Genomic DNA, 15,691 nt, shown 5'->3' with positions numbered 1-15,691 from the left:
ACGATGCCGGGAGGATGTCGGTGCCCCGGCTTACTCTGGTTCCATGGCTTTCGCATCCGAGCATCCCGTGGTGGCGCACTCCGAGTTCCGGCCGGTCGGCGACATCGAACGGTCCGAGGCCCGGTTCGAGGTGGTGAGCCCGCACCAGCCCGCAGGTGACCAGCCCGCGGCGATCGCGGAACTCGAGCGGCGGATCCGGGCGGACGAGAAGAACGTGGTGCTGCTCGGTGCCACCGGCACCGGAAAGTCGGCGACGACGGCCTGGCTGATCGAGAAGCTGCAGCGGCCGACGCTGGTGATGGCACCGAACAAGACCCTCGCCGCGCAGCTCGCGAACGAGCTGCGAGAGATGTTGCCGAACAACGCAGTCGAGTACTTCGTCTCGTACTACGACTACTACCAGCCCGAGGCGTACATCGCGCAGACGGACACCTACATCGAGAAGGACTCGTCGATCAACGACGACGTCGAGCGGCTGCGGCACTCGGCTACCTCGAGCCTGCTCTCGCGTCGTGACGTGGTGGTGGTCGCGTCGGTGTCGTGCATCTACGGTCTCGGTACCCCGCAGTCCTACCTGGACCGGTCGATCCAGCTCGACGTCGGCGTCGAGGTGCCCCGTGACGCATTGCTGCGCCTGCTGGTCGACGTGCAATACAACCGCAACGACCTGGCCTTCACCCGCGGCTCGTTCCGGGTGCGCGGGGACACGGTCGAGATCATCCCGTCGTATGAGGAGCTCGCGATCCGCATCGAGTTCTTCGGCGACGAGATCGAGGCGCTGTATTACCTTCACCCGCTGACCGGCGACGTGGTCCGCCAGGTCGACTCGCTGCGGATCTTCCCGGCCACCCACTATGTCGCGGGCCCGGAGCGGATGGAACGGGCGGTCAAGGACATCGAGGCCGAGCTCGAGGAGCGGCTCGCCGACCTGGAGGGGCGGGGCAAGCTGCTCGAGGCGCAGCGGCTGCGGATGCGGACCAATTACGACATCGAGATGATCAAGCAGGTCGGGTTCTGCTCCGGGATCGAGAACTACTCGCGGCACATCGACGGCCGCGGTGCAGGCACCGCGCCCGCCACCCTCATCGACTACTTCCCCGAGGACTTCCTGCTGGTCATCGACGAGTCGCACGTCACCGTTCCGCAGATCGGCGCGATGTACGAGGGCGACATGTCCCGCAAGCGCAACCTCGTCGAGTTCGGGTTCCGGCTGCCATCGGCAACCGACAACCGTCCCCTCACCTGGGAGGAGTTCACCCAGCGGATCGGGCAGACCGTGTACCTGTCGGCAACCCCTGGCAAGTACGAGCTCGGCCAGGCGGGCGGCGAGTTCGTCGAGCAGGTCATCCGGCCAACCGGGCTGGTGGATCCGGAGGTGGTGGTGAAGCCAACCAAGGGCCAGATCGACGACCTGGTGCACGAGATCAGGGAGCGCACCGACAAGGACGAGCGGGTCCTGGTGACCACCCTGACCAAGAAGATGGCCGAGGACCTGACCGACTACCTGCTCGAGCTGGGGATCCGGGTGCGCTACCTGCACTCGGACATCGACACCCTCCGCCGGGTCGAGCTGCTCCGCCAGCTGCGTCTGGGGGAGTACGACGTGCTCGTCGGCATCAACCTGCTTCGCGAGGGCCTCGACCTGCCAGAGGTGTCGCTGGTCGCGATCCTGGACGCCGACAAGGAGGGCTTCCTGCGCAGCTCCACCAGCCTGATCCAGACCATCGGCCGCGCGGCCCGCAACGTCTCGGGCCAGGTGCACATGTACGCGGACAAGATCACCGACTCGATGGCCCACGCCATCGAGGAGACCGATCGTCGCCGCGAGAAGCAGATCGCCTACAACCGGGAGATGGGCGTCGACCCCCAGCCGCTGCGCAAGAAGATCGCCGACATCCTCGACCAGGTGTACGAGGAGGCCGATGACACGGCCGCGGGCGTGGACGTCGGCGGTTCGGGGCGCAACGCCAGCCGCGGGCGCCGTGCCCAGGGCGAGGCCGGCCGGGCGGTCAGCGCGGGCGTGTACGAGGGCCGCGACGTGAAGTCGATGCCGCGGGCGGAGCTGGCGGATCTGGTCAAGGAACTGACGGACCAGATGATGAACGCGGCGCGCGAGCTGCAGTTCGAGCTGGCCGGGCGGCTGCGCGACGAGATCCAGGACCTGAAGAAGGAGCTTCGGGGCATGGACGCCGCCGGCCTCTCGTAGGCAGGCCGGGCCCGGGTCACGCACCGACCGGACGGGGGACGCTCCGGTCGCGCCCGCTACGGTCGAGCACATGGACGCACGGACCGCGGGGCAGACAGCCCGGACCCTTGATCTGATCCACGGCATGTCGTACTTCGCGCCGGAGGTGAACGAGAGCCTCGTGGCGGCGGGCCTGAGCGCCGGCCGGATGTGCTACTTCGCGGGGCGGTCCGCGGCGATGGGCGCGGTCGGGGTCGGGGTCGTCGCCGCGACCTTCTACAACTTCAACCCCGAGGCGATCGCACCGGTGATCCCGATCGCCTGGACGCAGGCACGCCCGGCGGACGTCGTGGCGGCCAGGTACCGCGGGGTGGACGCGGCGATGCGTCGGATCTTCGGCGCGGAGTCGATCGGCTCACCGGAGTTCGAGGAGGCCGCGGCCCTGGCCGCCGCCGCGGCGCGCTCGATCCCCGATGCGGCCGGTCGGCCCCTGTACGCCGGGCACGCCGAGATCGAGTGGCCGTCCGAGCCGCACCTGGTGCTGTGGCACGCGCTCACTTTGCTCCGTGAGTACCGAGGCGACGGCCACATCGCCGCCCTGCAGACCGCGGGACTCTCCGGGATCGAGGCGCTGGTCACGCACACGGCCACCGGCAACGGGTTCCAGGAGCAGTTCGCCAGGTCCCGCCGCGGCTGGTCCGACGAGCAGTGGCGCGCGGCGGTCGACTCGCTCACCGATCGTGGTCTGCTCGGCGACGGTGGTGAGCTCACCGGCGCCGGCTGGGAATTGCGCGAATGCGTCGAGGAACTCACCGACGAGATGGCGGTGGCTCCGTGGGCGGCGCTCGGCGAGGACGGCGTGGCGCGCCTGCTCGAACTCGGCACCGACCTGCGCGCGGTACTGGTGGAACAGGACGTGTTCCCGGACGGGGTGTACGGGTCCGCGGTCTCGCGCTGACCGCGGCCGGGCGCGGTCAGCTGGTGATGTCCTTGACCGCGAACCGCTGCCAGGCCAGCAGGCCGAACACCGCCGCGTACGCCAGCGCCGAGAACGACCCGACCACGATGTCGTGCCAGTCCACCGTCGGTGCCAGGAGCCGGGTCCAGGCGAAGGAGAAGTGCCCAGGCAGGTAGTCCCGCCAGTGCCCGAGCGCGGTGATCTGGTCCAGGATCTGCACGAGGATGGACACCATCACCGTGCCGCCGACCGCGCCGAGCGGGGCGTCGGTGAGCACGGAGAGCAGCAGGGCCAGGCCCGCCACCCAGGTGAGGTTCACCGCGATGAACGCGAGCGCGGCCAGCAGCCGTCCCACCGCCTCGCCGTACCCGAGGGAATCGCCGAACGGGGTCACCAGCGGCCCCGTCCCGTACAGGGCGGTGCCGAGCGTGAGCGCCACCCCGAAGAGGATCAGGATCGCCAGCGCGGACAGCGCCGCGGACACGATGGCCTTCTGTTGCAGCAGCCGGCTGCGGGGCACCGGGATGGCCAGCAGGTACCGCAGCGAGGACCAGGACGCCTCGCTCGCGACGGAATCGCCGAAGAACAGCGCCACCACCACGATCAGCAGGAAACCGACCGACATGAACAGGCAGAACACGGTGAAGTTCACCCCGCCCCTCGTGCCGAGTTCGATCAGGTCGACCGCGCCGGACCCGGAGTCCGACCCGCCGATCGCGAACGCGACCGCGAGGATCACCGGCAGCAAGGCCAGGAATCCGAGCGCCAGATGGGTTCGCCTGCGCCTGAACTGGCGCTTGAGCTCGGTGCGCAGCGGCAGGGTGTGCGTCGCCCGGTAGCCGGCCGCCCTGCCGTCGGCATGGGACGTGACGTGGTTGCTGGTCATGCGTCCTCCCTGTCGTTCTCGCGGTGGTCCGAGATGTCCACGAGCCGGAGGAACACGTCCTCCAGGCGGGTCGTCTTCGACAAACCCCTGACGCCGATGCCTGCGCCGACCAGGGCGCGCACCAGCACCGCCGGGTCGGATCCGCCGAGATCGACTCGCAGCCTGGGATTCTCACCTTCGATCAGACGCACGGGCCCGAGCCCGTCGACCGACTCGAGAACGGCGGCCGCCCCGGCCGGGTCGTCGACGCGGAGTTCGGTGGCGCCCTCGGCGGAGGTGAGCTCCTCGACGGTGCCGGAACTGATCACCCGGCCGTGGTTCATCACCACCACGTCGGTGCAGGTCTGCTCGACCTCGGCCAGCAGGTGGCTGGAGACGAGGACGGTCCGTCCGGTGCGCGCGTAGTTGATCAGAACCTCCCGCATGGTGCGGATCTGCGGCGGGTCGAGCCCGTTGGTGGGTTCGTCCAGCACCATCAGGTCCGGCAGGCCAAGCATCGCCTGCGCGATCGCGAGCCGTTGGCGCATCCCCTGGCTGTAGGAGCGGACCTTTCGCTCGATCGCGTCGCCGAGGTCAGCGATATCGAGGGCCTCGTCCATGCGGGCCTCGGCGGCAGGCCGCCCAGTGGCCTCCCAGTACAGCCGCAGATTGTCGATGCCGCTCAGGTGCGGCAGCAGTCCTGACCCCTCGACGAAGGACCCGAGCCGGGAGAGCACGGGCGCGCCGGGGGTGACCTTGTGGCCGAAGACGCGGATCTCGCCCTCCGTCGGCGCGATCAGCCCCATCAGCATCCGCAGGGTGGTGGTCTTGCCCGCGCCGTTGGGACCGAGCAACCCGAGAACCTGGCCGCGGCGGACGGTGAAGCTCACCCCGTCGACGGCGCGGAAACCGTTGTCGTAGGTCTTGCGCAGGTCGGTGATGACCAGGGGAGTGTCGACGAGGGCGGGGTCGACCTCGGCCGCAACGCGGCGACGGCGGCGGATCACGCCGACGGTCACGAGCAGCGCGGCCCCGCCGAGGATGCAGGCGATCCCGATCAGCGGCGCGATCGGCAGCGACCGGCTGGAGGTTGTCGCGGGCACGCTCGGGACAAGGAGGCCGGCGTCGTCGGCGAGGGCCACTGAGTACTGGGCCGGGCTGAGGGGGTTCGCGTAGGCCTGGTCGGTGGTGGTGACGACCACCTCGAGGTGGTGTCCCTGCGGAACCTGGAACGCGATGCCGGGCAGGGTCACCGAGATCGGGATCGGTCCTGGGCCGTCGGACAGCCGGATCGCGGAGACCGCGCCGCCGGGAAGGGTGCGCCTGCCGTCGGGGCTCACGTCGTACAGCTTCGCGAACAGCACGGCGTCCCCCGGCGCGGAGGCGCCGGTGACCGTGAGCCGCACCGTGGGGGCGCCCGTGATCGTGAGCGGGCGATCGAGCGGGGCGGTGGCGAACGCGGCGGACTGGCCGGGCGGGTCGGCCACCAGCTGCGCCGCCGGTCCGCCCGCGGCACCCAGGTTCGACAGTGCCGAGCCGAGGCCGGGTACCGCCGACAGCGCGGCGGGTGCGGCGCCTGGCGGCCGGATGATGCTCTGCGACGCAGGTCCGGCGAGCGGGAGATCGGACGTCGGGGTCGGCGGCGCGCCCGCGACGAGGCCCGGGTAGTCGGCGGCGGTCATCCGCCGGTAGGAGGGGCGACCCTGATCGGTCGGGGTGCCGGGGAGCGAGAACACGAACTCCCCGTCGACCTCGCCCGACCCGCGGAGCCGGTCCGACAGGAACCGTGACGTCGCGGACTCGCTGAACCGGGTGCCCTCGCCCCCGGCGTCGTGCCCTCCGGGAAACCAGCGCACCTGGACGGGTGTGCCGGACTCGGCGATCTGGCGCGCGGTCGCGTCGGACTGGTCCAGTCCGAACAGCGTGTCCTGTTCCCCCTGGATCAACAGCGTCGGCGCGGTGATCGCGCCCGCGACCGCCGCGGGGGAGTGCGCACGGAGCAGGTCGAGCAGTTCCTGGCTCGGCTTCCCGGACACCGCGGCCGCGGCGTACTCCCGGCAGAACTCCAGCGCGAACCGTCCGCACGGGTCCGGTGCCGGTCGTGGTCCGGCCGCGTCCGTGCCCGCCTCGGATGGGGCCGTGCCCGCGCCGAAGAAGATGCCCGCCCAGCCGCGCTTGAGCACGCCGGGGCCGCCGTATCCGGCCGCCGCGGGTGTCGAGGATGGTGGCGTCTCGAGCGTGCCGAAGTTCGGAAACAGGGCGTGGCCCAGGTCATTCCACGTGATCGCCGCGGCGATCGCATCGATACGCGAGTCGAGTCCGCCGAGCATCAGGGCCAGTGCGCCGCCATAGGATCCGCCCGCAACGCCGATCCGTGGGTCGCCGGGGGCGTCCCGCTGGACCTCGTCGCGCGCGGCCAGCCAGTCGACGAGTCCGCGAGCGTCCGCCACCTCGCGATCGGGGTCGTTCAACGAGATCTGGCCGGTGCTCTGCCCAAAACCCCTTGCGCTGTATGCCAGCACCACGAACCCGTCCTCCGCGAGGGCGCGCGCCTGCGTGGCGACGGAGTCCTTGCTGCCGCCGAACCCGTGCGCGAGGAGCACGGCGGGGGCCGGGGTGTGCTGCGGAAGATACAGGCGGGCATCGATTTTGACCTGATCCGACTCTGCGGGACCAGCGGGCATCGTGACCGCGACATCCTCGGTCACCGGCGCGGGCGGTTCGGTGATCGACCTGGTCACGGCGACGGCACCGACGCCGACCGCGACGAGTGCGGCGGCCACGACGATTCGGGTCCTGATTCCCTGCGGCCGGGGGATTCGCATGAGATCTAATGTAGCGAGGAGGCGCCGATGTGCGTTGTGCCGCAATTCCCCCTAACCCGATCGTGATCCGGCTAGGGTCTTTCCCAGCGGCCGGGCTGTCCGTGTTCTCTGCGGCGCTTCGGTCAGACCTGAGCACCTTGGAGGATTCAATGAGCGCCTACCGCACCATCGTCGTCGGAACCGATGGCTCGGATTCGTCCCTGAAGGCAGTGGACAAGGCCGCGTCGCTGGCGTCGGATGCCGGCGCGAAGCTGGTCATCGCCTGCGCCTACTACCCGGCGGACCCGAAGGACATCGAGGCCGCGCAGGACACCCTCCGTGAGGACGCGTACCAGATCACCGGTTCCGCGCCGACCTTCGAGATCCTTCGGACCGCCCGCGAGCGGGCGCACGCGGCGGGTGCGACCGATATAGTCGAGCGCGCGGTCGTCGGCGCCCCCGTTGACTCGCTGCTCGCGCTCATCGACGAGGTCGAGGCCGACCTGCTGGTGATCGGCAACCGCGGACTGAACACGCTGACCGGGCGTCTGCTCGGATCGGTACCTTCGGACGCGGCGCGCAAGTCCACCTCCGACGTCCTGATCGTGCACACGGTCCGCTAGCCGCGTCCGACATCTCCCGCCCCCGCCGGCCGCGCCGACGGGGGCGGTTTGTCATTGCGCCCGTGAAAGCTATTCGAGTACAGACAGTTTCGACAGTCCGTCCGGAAGTGGGTGCGCATGCACGACGCCAAGTCGCTGCGTGGCGCGGGTGAGCGCGACGTAGAGGTCGTTCATGCCGCGCGGTGACTCGTCCACGATCCGGCCGGGCTCGACGATGAGGACCGAGTCGAACTCGAGCCCCTTCGCCTGGCGGACCGAGAGCACGCTCACCGAATCCGAGACCAGGTCGAGGTACTCGTCGACGCCGGACTCGCTGGTCAGGACCGCGACTAGGCCGGGCCCGGTCTCCGCGGCGACCAGCCGACGGACCTGTTCGGCGACCTCGCCCTCCGGAACCCGCCGTGCCCACGGTCGCGTCCCCGAGTCACGCACCGAACGCGGCACCGTCTGGCCGGGGTCGATCCGGGCGAGCACGTCCTGCGCGACCTCCATGATCTCGGACGGCGTGCGGTAGTTCACCGTCAGCTCGGTAAGCTTCCAGCGCCGGGCGACGTACGGCTCGAGCACCGTCTGCCAGGACGAGCTGCCGGCCGGATCGCCCGTCTGGGCGGTGTCGCCGACCAGGGTCATCCAGCGATTCGGGATGCGCCGCATCAGCATTCGCCAGGCCATCTCCGAGAGTTCCTGAGCCTCGTCCACGATGACGTGACCGTAGGTCCAGGTGCGATCGGCCGCCGCGCGCTCCGCCGCGGTCTGGGACTGCCGCAGGTCCTGACGCTGCGCGAGCTGCCCGGCGTCGATCAGGTCGTACGCCATCAGGATCTCGGGATCCAGCTCGTCCTCGAGGTCCTGCGGGGCCGAGCCGGTGAGAATGTCCAGCGCGCCCTGGGCGTCGGCGATCTGTGCCCGCCATTCGCGGTCCGCGCGCTCGCGCTCCGCCGCGTCGTCCACACCGAGCAGTTCGGCGAGCTCGTCGAGCAGGGGAGCGTCGGCGGCACTGAACCCCGCGACACCGATGCGGTGCAGCAATTCGCGCTGCTCGGCAGTGAGTTCGCGTGCCGCCGTGGCCAGCCGTTTCCGCGAACCGAGCAGGTCGGCGAGCACCCGCTGGGGCGTCAGCTGCGGCCACAGCCCGTCGATCGCGGCCATCACCTCGGGGTCGCCGCGCATCTCGTCGCGGATGTCGGCGATGTCGTCGCGGCTGAGCAGGTTCGCCCCGCCGAGCACGTTCGACCCGATCCGGGCCGCGTGCTGATCCGCGAGGGCCTCGATCACGGCCGAGACGAAGATCGGCCGGGCCAGGTTGTGCGGGCGCCGCGACGAGCGGGCCCGCCCGCGCGCGCGGGTGACGACCTTGCGATCGAGGGTGATCGGGTAAGAGTCGAACCTCAGCCGGATCGGCTCCTGCGGGGTCTCCTGCCGGTCCCGGACCGCCTGCTTGAGCACCTCGACCATCGCGAGCGAACCCTTGACCTCGCCGCACTCGAGCGAATCCTGATGCGTGGCACGCACTCCCGGATAGAGATCGCCGATGGTGGAGAGCAGCACACCGGTCTCGCCGAGCGAGGGCAGCACCTGGCCGATGTAGTCCAGGAAGGTGTCGTTGGGTCCCACGATCAGCACGCCGCTCTTCGCCAGCTGCTGCCGGTAGGTGTAGAGCAGGTACGCCGCGCGGTGCAGTGCCACCGCGGTCTTGCCGGTTCCCGGTCCGCCCTGAACGACCATCACCGACTTGTGCTCGGACCGGATGATCGCGTCCTGCTCCGACTGGATGGTCTCGACGATGTCGTTCATGTGGCCGGTCCTGGCCGCGTTGAGCGCGGTGAGCAGGGCGCTCTCGCCCGCCACGCCGCCTGCGCCGTCGAGGGCCCCCGAGCGCTCCGCGGTCGCGAGGTCCAGGTACTCGTCGCCGAGCCCGGTGACCTTTCTGCTGCGGGTCCTGATGTGCCTGCGCCGGGTGACGCCCTCGGGCGCGGCCGGGGTCGCCAGGTAGAACGGCCGGGCCAGCGGCGCCCGCCAGTCCAGCAGCAGGGTCTCGTAGTCGTTTGCCTCGTCGAGGATGCCGACCCGGCCGATGTAGCGTCGCGCGTCGCCGTCGGGGCGTTCGGTGTCCTGGTCCTGCCCGTCGAGGTCGATCCGCCCGAAGCAGAGGCCGTTCTCGGCCGCGTCGTACTTGGCGATGTCCTCGGTGTACATCAGGCTGAACGACTCGCGCTCGCTGCGGGCCTGGGGGGTGCCGCCCTTCTCGAGGAGCACCTTGCGCAGGCGGGTCGCGGCGTAGTCACGCATCGAATCCAGACGGTCGTACAGCATCGACACGTACTGCTGCTCGCGCTCACGTTCGTCGTGCTGCAGCGCCTCGTCCGGCAAGTGGTCTCCTCGGGCGGTAGGGGAGGGAAAAGTGCCAAGCGAGTCTAGTGGTCGGGTGGCTCGGACGCAGAAGGACCAGGTCAGCGAGTTGTCCTCACCGCGGTCGCGTCGTCAGTCGGTGCGGAGCGTCTCGTGTACCGAACGCCAGCGCAGTCCGTTGCGGGCGCCCGGCGCGGGGACCAGGACTGCGGTGACGATCCGCACGCCGGACCCGCCCCCGGTCTCGGTGTGATGCGTCTCGTGGAACCGGGCGATCGCCACCTCGGCGGTGACGAGCTGCACCTCGACCGCAGTGATCACGACCCTGAGCCCGGGGGCCGCGTTACCGGCGCCGCGCAGCGAATCCGCGAGCTCGTCGCCGGACACGATGTGCCCGTCGGTCGTGACGAGGGAGAAGTCCGCGGTGTGGGCGCCGATGAACTCGGTCAGCAGCGCCGGGTCCGCGACGGTCCCCAGCCACCGTTCGAGCACCGCGTGGTGATCCTCGATCTCTCGGATGATCCGGGATTCGGGGGCAGCGATCACGAGCCCAGGTCCGCGACGGCCCGTCGGGCCCGCCGCACCGCGCGTTCGGTGCCCACCCCGACGGTGTGTCCGAGTTGGGCGCCGCGCTCGGCAGCCGTTTCGGTCCACTCGGCGCCGTGTTCGCGCGCGACCGAGAGGAGCTCGGGGGCGCGTTCCTGTGCCGTCTCGGCGAGCGCGGCCCCGCGTTCGGCGGCGGCCTCGGTCCACTCGGCGCCGTGCTGGCGCGCGAGCGAGAGGAGCTCGGGGGCGCGTTCCTGTGCCATCTCGGCGAGCGCAGCCCCGCGTTCGGCGGCCTCCGACGCGAGCCCGCGGACCCGTTCGGATGCGGAGTGGAGTCGCTCGCCTACCGCCGCGTGGACCTCACCGTCCTTGGCTGAGGGCAGCGCCGCCAGCACCGCCTCGGAGGCCTGACGGGCAGCGCGGCGGCCCCGCCAGCCGAGGGACGGCTTGCCCTCGGTGTCGACGCCCGCGATGAGCAGGCCGCCGAGCAGGCTGATGTTCTTGAAGAACTGGGTCCGTTGCGCGGCTCGTTGCGCCGGGTCCGGCTCCGACCAGAAGGCATGGCCTGCGAGCGTGGTCGGCAGCAGGCTGCCGGCCAGGGTCAGCGATGCGACGCGCGGCACGGTGCCCGTGGCGAGCAGCGCGCCCGCGCCGACCTGCAGCGCCCCGTTCAGGCGCACCAGGTTCTCGGGGTCAGTGGGCACCAACGCGGGGAGAGCGCCCCGCGCCCGTTTGATGAACGGCTCCGCCCGCTCTGCCTTCCCCGCGGGGTGTCGGAGCGCATCGATGCCGCCGGTGATGAACACCGCTGCGAGCAGGGGACGGGCGATTCGACGGACCAACATGGCGTGGCCTCCCTCGTGATCGGGTGTACTCCACCCTAGTCAGGGGCCGGGCGTCACCAACCGCGTTCCTGCCACTCCGCGAGGAACGGCCGCTCGGTGCCGATCGTGGTGTCCTTGCCGTGACCCGGGTACACGACGGTGTCGTCGGGGAACCGCTCGAAGAGCTTGGTCGTCACGTCCCGGTACAGCGAGGCGAACTTCTCAGCATCGGCGGTCTTGCCGACTCCGCCGGGGAACAGCGAGTCCCCGGTGAACAGGTGGACCTGGCCGGTCGCCGGATCGGTCAGTGCCAGCGCGATCGAGCCCGGCGTGTGACCCGCGAGATGGATGACCTCGAGTGAGAGTCGGCCCACCTCCACCAGGTCGCCGTCGGTGACGGTGCGGTCGGGCGCGACCGGGAGCGGGCCCGCGTCGAGGGCGTGCGCGATGGTGGGGACGCCGGTCTTGCCGACCACCTCGGCGAGCGCGAGCCAGTGGTCCGGATGCTGGTGGGTGGTGACGATCGAGGTGAGCGTCGGCGCTGCGGTCGAGACCAGGCTCACGAGCCGGTCCGCGTCGTTCGCGGCGTCGATGAGCAGGGATTCGCCGGTCTCGGAACAGACCACGAGATAGGAGTTGTTGTCCATGGGGCCGACGGAGATCTTGGTGATGCTGGCGCCGGCGAAGGACCGCCGCTGCGGGTCGGAATCCACCGTGAGCTCGCCGGTGTAGTTGTCGTCGATTGTCATCTGCTGCCCGTCCATGGTGGGGACGCTACCGTCGAATGGGTGCGGGCGAGGGTTCGGGCGCGCGATCGGCCGCGGGTGGGCTCGGGGTCGTCCGATCGCGGCTCAGCCGACGATGTCGGTACCCCGGCCTACCATGTGCAGCGCGTGAGGACTACCTCCTCTGCGTCGACGAGAAGGGACATCGAGTGGCGGACCGCTTGATCGTGCGAGGAGCGCGCGAGCACAACCTGCGAGGCATCGACATCGACCTGCCCCGGGACAGTCTCATCGTCTTCACCGGATTGTCCGGATCCGGCAAGTCGTCGCTCGCGTTCGACACCATCTTCGCGGAGGGCCAACGCCGCTACGTCGAATCGCTGTCGGCCTACGCCCGCCAGTTCCTCGGCCAGATGGACAAGCCCGACGTCGACTTCATCGAGGGCCTCTCGCCCGCGGTGTCGATCGACCAGAAGTCGACCAACCGCAACCCGCGGTCCACGGTCGGCACCATCACCGAGGTGTACGACTACCTCCGTCTGCTCTACGCCCGCGCAGGCACCCCGCACTGCCCGGTGTGTGGCGAGCAGATCGCGAAGCAGAGCCCCCAGCAGATCGTCGACCAGGTGCTCGCCATGGAGGAGGGCACCCGTTTCCAGGTGCTCGCGCCGGTGGTACGCACCCGTAAGGGTGAGTTCGTCGATCTCTTCGACCAGCTCAACACCCAGGGCTACGCCCGCGTCCGGGTGGACGGGGTGGTGCATCAGCTGACCGACCCGCCGAAGCTCAAGAAGCAGGAGAAGCACGACATCGAGGTGGTCATCGACCGCCTCACGGTCAAGGCGAGCTCGAAGCAGCGGCTCACGGACTCGGTGGAGACCGCGCTGCGGCTGGCGGACGGCATCGTCGTCCTCGACTTCGTCGACCGGGACGAGAACGCGCCGGACCGGGAACGCCGCTTCTCCGAGTCGCTGGCCTGCCCGAACGGGCACGCCCTCTCGATCGACGATCTCGAGCCGCGGTCGTTCTCGTTCAACTCGCCGTACGGCGCCTGCCCGGAGTGCACCGGCCTCGGCATCCGCAAGGAGGTCGACCCGGACCTGGTTGTGCCGGATCCGGAGCTGAGTCTCGAGGACGGGGCGATCGCGCCGTGGTCGATGGGGCAGACCTCCGAGTACTTCGGCCGCCTGTTGTCCGGGCTCGCCGACATCATGGGCTTCGAGATGTCGACCCCGTGGAACGAACTGCCCGCCAAGGCCCGCAAGGCGGTGCTCGAGGGCAGCGCGGACCAGGTGCACGTCAAGTACAAGAACCGGTACGGGCGGACGCGCTCGTACTACGCCGAGTTCGAGGGCGTGATGCCCTTCCTGCACCGTCGGCTCGAGCAGACCGAGTCCGAGCAGATGAAGGAACGCTACGACGGGTACATGCGCGACGTGCCGTGTCCGGCGTGCGACGGTGCCCGGCTCCGCCCGGAGATCCTCTCGGTCACCATCTCGGCGGGGGAGCACGGCAAGAAGTCGATCGCCGATGTCGCCGAGCTGTCGATCTCGGACTGCGCGGATTTCCTGAACAGCCTCACACTCGGCGCCCGCGAGGAGGCCATCGCCGGTCAGGTCCTCAAGGAGGTGCAGGCGCGGCTCGGCTTCCTGCTCGACGTCGGGCTCGAGTACCTGTCGCTCTCACGTGCGGCAGGCACCCTCTCCGGCGGGGAGGCCCAGCGGATCCGGCTGGCCACCCAGATCGGTTCCGGCCTGGTCGGCGTGCTCTACGTGCTCGACGAGCCGTCCATCGGACTCCATCAGCGTGACAACCGGCGGCTGATCGACACGCTGACCCGGTTGCGGGACCTCGGCAACACGCTCATCGTCGTCGAACACGACGAGGACACCATCAGGACCTCGGACTGGGTCGTCGACATCGGCCCGCTCGCGGGCGAGCACGGCGGCAGGGTCGTGCACAGCGGACCGTACGAGGAGCTGCTGACCTGCGAGGAATCGCTCACCGGCGCATACCTTTCCGGCCGGTCGACTATCGATGTGCCCGCCATTCGCAGGCCCGTCGACAAGAAGCGTCAGGTCACGGTGATCGGGGCCAAGGAGCACAACCTCAAGAACATCGACGTCAGTTTCCCGCTCGGCGTCCTCACCTCGGTGACCGGCGTCTCCGGCTCGGGAAAGTCGACACTGGTCAACGACATCCTCGCGACCGTGATGGCGAACAAGCTCAACGGCGCGCGCCAGGTCCCCGGCAGGCACACCAGGATCAACGGGCTCGACCAGCTCGACAAGCTGGTCCAGGTGGACCAGTCGCCGATCGGCCGGACGCCGCGCTCGAACGCGGCCACCTACACCGGCGTGTTCGACAAGATCCGCACCCTGTTCGCCGCGACGACCGAGGCGAAGGTCCGCGGCTACCAGCCGGGACGGTTCTCCTTCAACGTCAAGGGCGGCCGGTGTGAGGCGTGCTCGGGAGACGGCACGCTCAAGATCGAGATGAACTTCCTGCCGGACGTGTACGTCCCGTGCGAGGTGTGCCACGGGGCCCGCTACAACCGGGAGACCCTTGAGGTGCACTACAAGGGCAAGACCATTGCCGAGGTGCTCGACATGTCCATCGAGGAGGCCGCCGGCTTCTTCGAGGCGATCACCTCGATCCACCGCTACCTCAAGACGCTCGTCGAGGTCGGACTCGGCTACGTGCGCCTCGGCCAGCCGGCGCCCACCCTGTCCGGCGGCGAGGCGCAGCGGGTGAAGCTGGCCGCCGAGCTGCAGAAGCGTTCCACGGGGCGCACCGTGTACGTGTTGGACGAGCCGACCACCGGCCTGCACTTCGAGGACATCCGCAAGCTCCTCGGTGTCGTCAACGGGCTGGTGGACAAGGGCAACACGGTGATCGTGATCGAGCACAACCTCGACGTGATCAAGACCTCGGACTGGGTGGTCGACATGGGGCCCGAGGGTGGATCGGGCGGCGGAACCGTCGTGGGGGAGGGCACCCCGGAGCAGATCGCGGCGGTGCCTGCCAGCTACACCGGCAGGTTCCTGCGGGAGGTGCTCGACCAGCAGCCCGCCGTCAACGGCAAGGCCAAGGCGCAGGCGGCGGGTGAGACGAAGCGGAAGCGGGCCCCGCGCAAGGCGGCGGCCGCGGTCTGACGCGGAAGGCAGCCACAGACGGCAGAACGGGCCGGGTCGTGAAGACCCGGCCCGTTCTGCTCAGAGCCGTGCTCTAGCCGAAATTCCTCAGGCGCCGGTGCCGGTGCCGGTTCCTGCGCCGGTATCCGCGCCGGGAATGGACGAGCCGCCCGCGATCATGGAGTTGATGATGTTGGCAATCGATCCGAACAGGCCGTCGATGTCACTGGGGTTGGGCATGTGAGCTCCTTCATTGCGATATGCGGTGTTCATTGCCGAGTCGCTGAAAGCCAGCGACCTCGTTGGCTGGAGACGAATCGAGCTGCTGCCCCATCCCCGGATGTCGGACGACGGGGCGGGTAGAACGAAAGTGATCCCCCGATCCGGAATCTTTGTACACGAGCGGGACTGGACGCACGTACGGAATCCGGGAGCCGGTTTCAGCGAAGGATTGTGATGTCAATCACAGGCCGCGAGCGGGGTCGCCGCCGATACGTACGCACGGCCAACTCCAGACGTGGCACCACCATGTTCGGGTCACCTTTGGCCGGCAGCACCAGGGCCGTCGGCCGCTCGAAGGTCTGCGGCCGCGAGCCGACCAGACACCGCCGGCCATAGCCTGGGGACAGTCCCGGCGAGCCCCGCATCCACGGCCGCGGAAGCGGCCGTCAGGCCCCA

General features: G+C 69.7%; 11 protein-coding genes and 1 pseudogene. 4 read left to right on the top strand and 8 right to left on the bottom strand.

The genetic code is table 11. From position 1 onward, the window contains the following. Positions 1–43 precede the first annotated feature (43 nt). A complete protein-coding gene (gene uvrB / locus RM1_RS14375) occupies positions 44–2,206 on the top strand; it encodes an excinuclease ABC subunit UvrB (protein WP_027501997.1) in 2,163 nt (720 codons plus the stop codon). A 70-nt stretch (positions 2,207–2,276) separates the two neighbouring features. Beyond that, positions 2,277–3,143 carry an SCO6745 family protein gene (locus RM1_RS14370; RefSeq protein ID WP_072752180.1) on the top strand — a complete coding sequence of 289 codons (867 nt, stop codon included), beginning with the start codon at positions 2,277–2,279 and terminating at the stop codon, positions 3,141–3,143. Positions 3,144–3,159: 16 nt separating this feature from the next. On the opposite strand, the gene RM1_RS14365 is transcribed toward RM1_RS14370, so the two are convergent. Both RM1_RS14365 and RM1_RS14360 read right to left on the bottom strand, forming a co-directional pair. Continuing rightward, complete coding sequence (locus tag RM1_RS14365; RefSeq protein WP_072752178.1) at positions 3,160–4,029, bottom strand: ABC transporter permease; 870 nt, start codon at positions 4,027–4,029, stop codon at positions 3,160–3,162. Then, complete coding sequence (locus RM1_RS14360) at positions 4,026–6,833, bottom strand: alpha/beta fold hydrolase (RefSeq protein ID WP_072752177.1); 2,808 nt, start codon at positions 6,831–6,833, stop codon at positions 4,026–4,028. The genes RM1_RS14365 and RM1_RS14360 overlap by 4 nt, the downstream gene beginning before the upstream one ends. A gap of 149 nt (positions 6,834–6,982) precedes the next feature. Between RM1_RS14360 and RM1_RS14355 the strand changes: the two genes are divergently transcribed. Continuing rightward, entirely contained in the window at positions 6,983–7,435 is a 453-nt protein-coding gene (locus RM1_RS14355; protein ID WP_072752175.1) for a universal stress protein, read from the top strand. Between the two features lie 69 nt (positions 7,436–7,504). On the opposite strand, the gene RM1_RS14350 is transcribed toward RM1_RS14355, so the two are convergent. From RM1_RS14350 to RM1_RS14335, 4 genes are all read right to left on the bottom strand, one after another. Next, positions 7,505–9,805, bottom strand: coding sequence for a HelD family protein (locus RM1_RS14350; RefSeq protein ID WP_072752173.1), 2,301 nt, complete (start codon positions 9,803–9,805; stop codon positions 7,505–7,507). A gap of 111 nt (positions 9,806–9,916) precedes the next feature. Then, positions 9,917–10,330, bottom strand: coding sequence for a DUF4440 domain-containing protein (locus RM1_RS14345; RefSeq protein ID WP_218019708.1), 414 nt, complete (start codon positions 10,328–10,330; stop codon positions 9,917–9,919). Beyond that, complete coding sequence (locus RM1_RS14340; protein ID WP_072752171.1) at positions 10,327–11,175, bottom strand: DoxX family protein; 849 nt, start codon at positions 11,173–11,175, stop codon at positions 10,327–10,329. Before RM1_RS14340 ends, RM1_RS14345 begins: the two co-directional genes overlap by 4 nt. A gap of 53 nt (positions 11,176–11,228) precedes the next feature. Beyond that, complete coding sequence (locus RM1_RS14335; RefSeq protein WP_072752169.1) at positions 11,229–11,918, bottom strand: MBL fold metallo-hydrolase; 690 nt, start codon at positions 11,916–11,918, stop codon at positions 11,229–11,231. Positions 11,919–12,088: 170 nt separating this feature from the next. On the opposite strand from RM1_RS14335, the gene uvrA reads away from it, so the two are divergent. Next, positions 12,089–15,034 (top strand): excinuclease ABC subunit UvrA, encoded by a 2,946-nt coding sequence (gene uvrA, locus RM1_RS14330; protein ID WP_072752166.1) that lies wholly within the window; start codon positions 12,089–12,091, stop codon positions 15,032–15,034. An 87-nt stretch (positions 15,035–15,121) separates the two neighbouring features. Here uvrA and RM1_RS27050 read toward each other — a convergent pair whose 3' ends face one another. Both RM1_RS27050 and RM1_RS26840 read right to left on the bottom strand, forming a co-directional pair. After that, positions 15,122–15,253, bottom strand: coding sequence for a hypothetical protein (locus tag RM1_RS27050; protein ID WP_281252142.1), 132 nt, complete (start codon positions 15,251–15,253; stop codon positions 15,122–15,124). 263 nt (positions 15,254–15,516) lie between these two features. Then, a pseudogene (locus RM1_RS26840) lies at positions 15,517–15,685 on the bottom strand (aminopeptidase P family protein); the annotation flags it as partial. Positions 15,686–15,691: the final 6 nt, after the last annotated feature.

This window comes from Rhodococcus maanshanensis NBRC 100610, assembly GCF_001894865.1.
Lineage (GTDB): Bacteria > Actinomycetota > Actinomycetes > Mycobacteriales > Mycobacteriaceae > Rhodococcus_G > Rhodococcus_G maanshanensis.
The sequence above is the reverse complement of the archived record's forward strand: the minus strand, read 5'-3'. Positions and strand labels throughout refer to the sequence as shown.

What these genes read in the sequence shown, in the direction of transcription:
- RM1_RS14365 (WP_072752178.1), bottom strand. Translation starts at nt 4,029, where the DNA reads ATGACCAGCAACCACGTCACGTCCCATGCCGACGGCAGGGCGGCCGGC.
- uvrB (WP_027501997.1), top strand. Translation starts at nt 44, where the DNA reads ATGGCTTTCGCATCCGAGCATCCCGTGGTGGCGCACTCCGAGTTCCGG.
- RM1_RS14370 (WP_072752180.1), top strand. Translation starts at nt 2,277, where the DNA reads ATGGACGCACGGACCGCGGGGCAGACAGCCCGGACCCTTGATCTGATC.
- RM1_RS14335 (WP_072752169.1), bottom strand. Translation starts at nt 11,918, where the DNA reads ATGGACGGGCAGCAGATGACAATCGACGACAACTACACCGGCGAGCTC.
- RM1_RS14355 (WP_072752175.1), top strand. Translation starts at nt 6,983, where the DNA reads ATGAGCGCCTACCGCACCATCGTCGTCGGAACCGATGGCTCGGATTCG.
- RM1_RS27050 (WP_281252142.1), bottom strand. Translation starts at nt 15,253, where the DNA reads ATGCCCAACCCCAGTGACATCGACGGCCTGTTCGGATCGATTGCCAAC.
- RM1_RS14360 (WP_072752177.1), bottom strand. Translation starts at nt 6,833, where the DNA reads ATGCGAATCCCCCGGCCGCAGGGAATCAGGACCCGAATCGTCGTGGCC.
- RM1_RS14340 (WP_072752171.1), bottom strand. Translation starts at nt 11,175, where the DNA reads ATGTTGGTCCGTCGAATCGCCCGTCCCCTGCTCGCAGCGGTGTTCATC.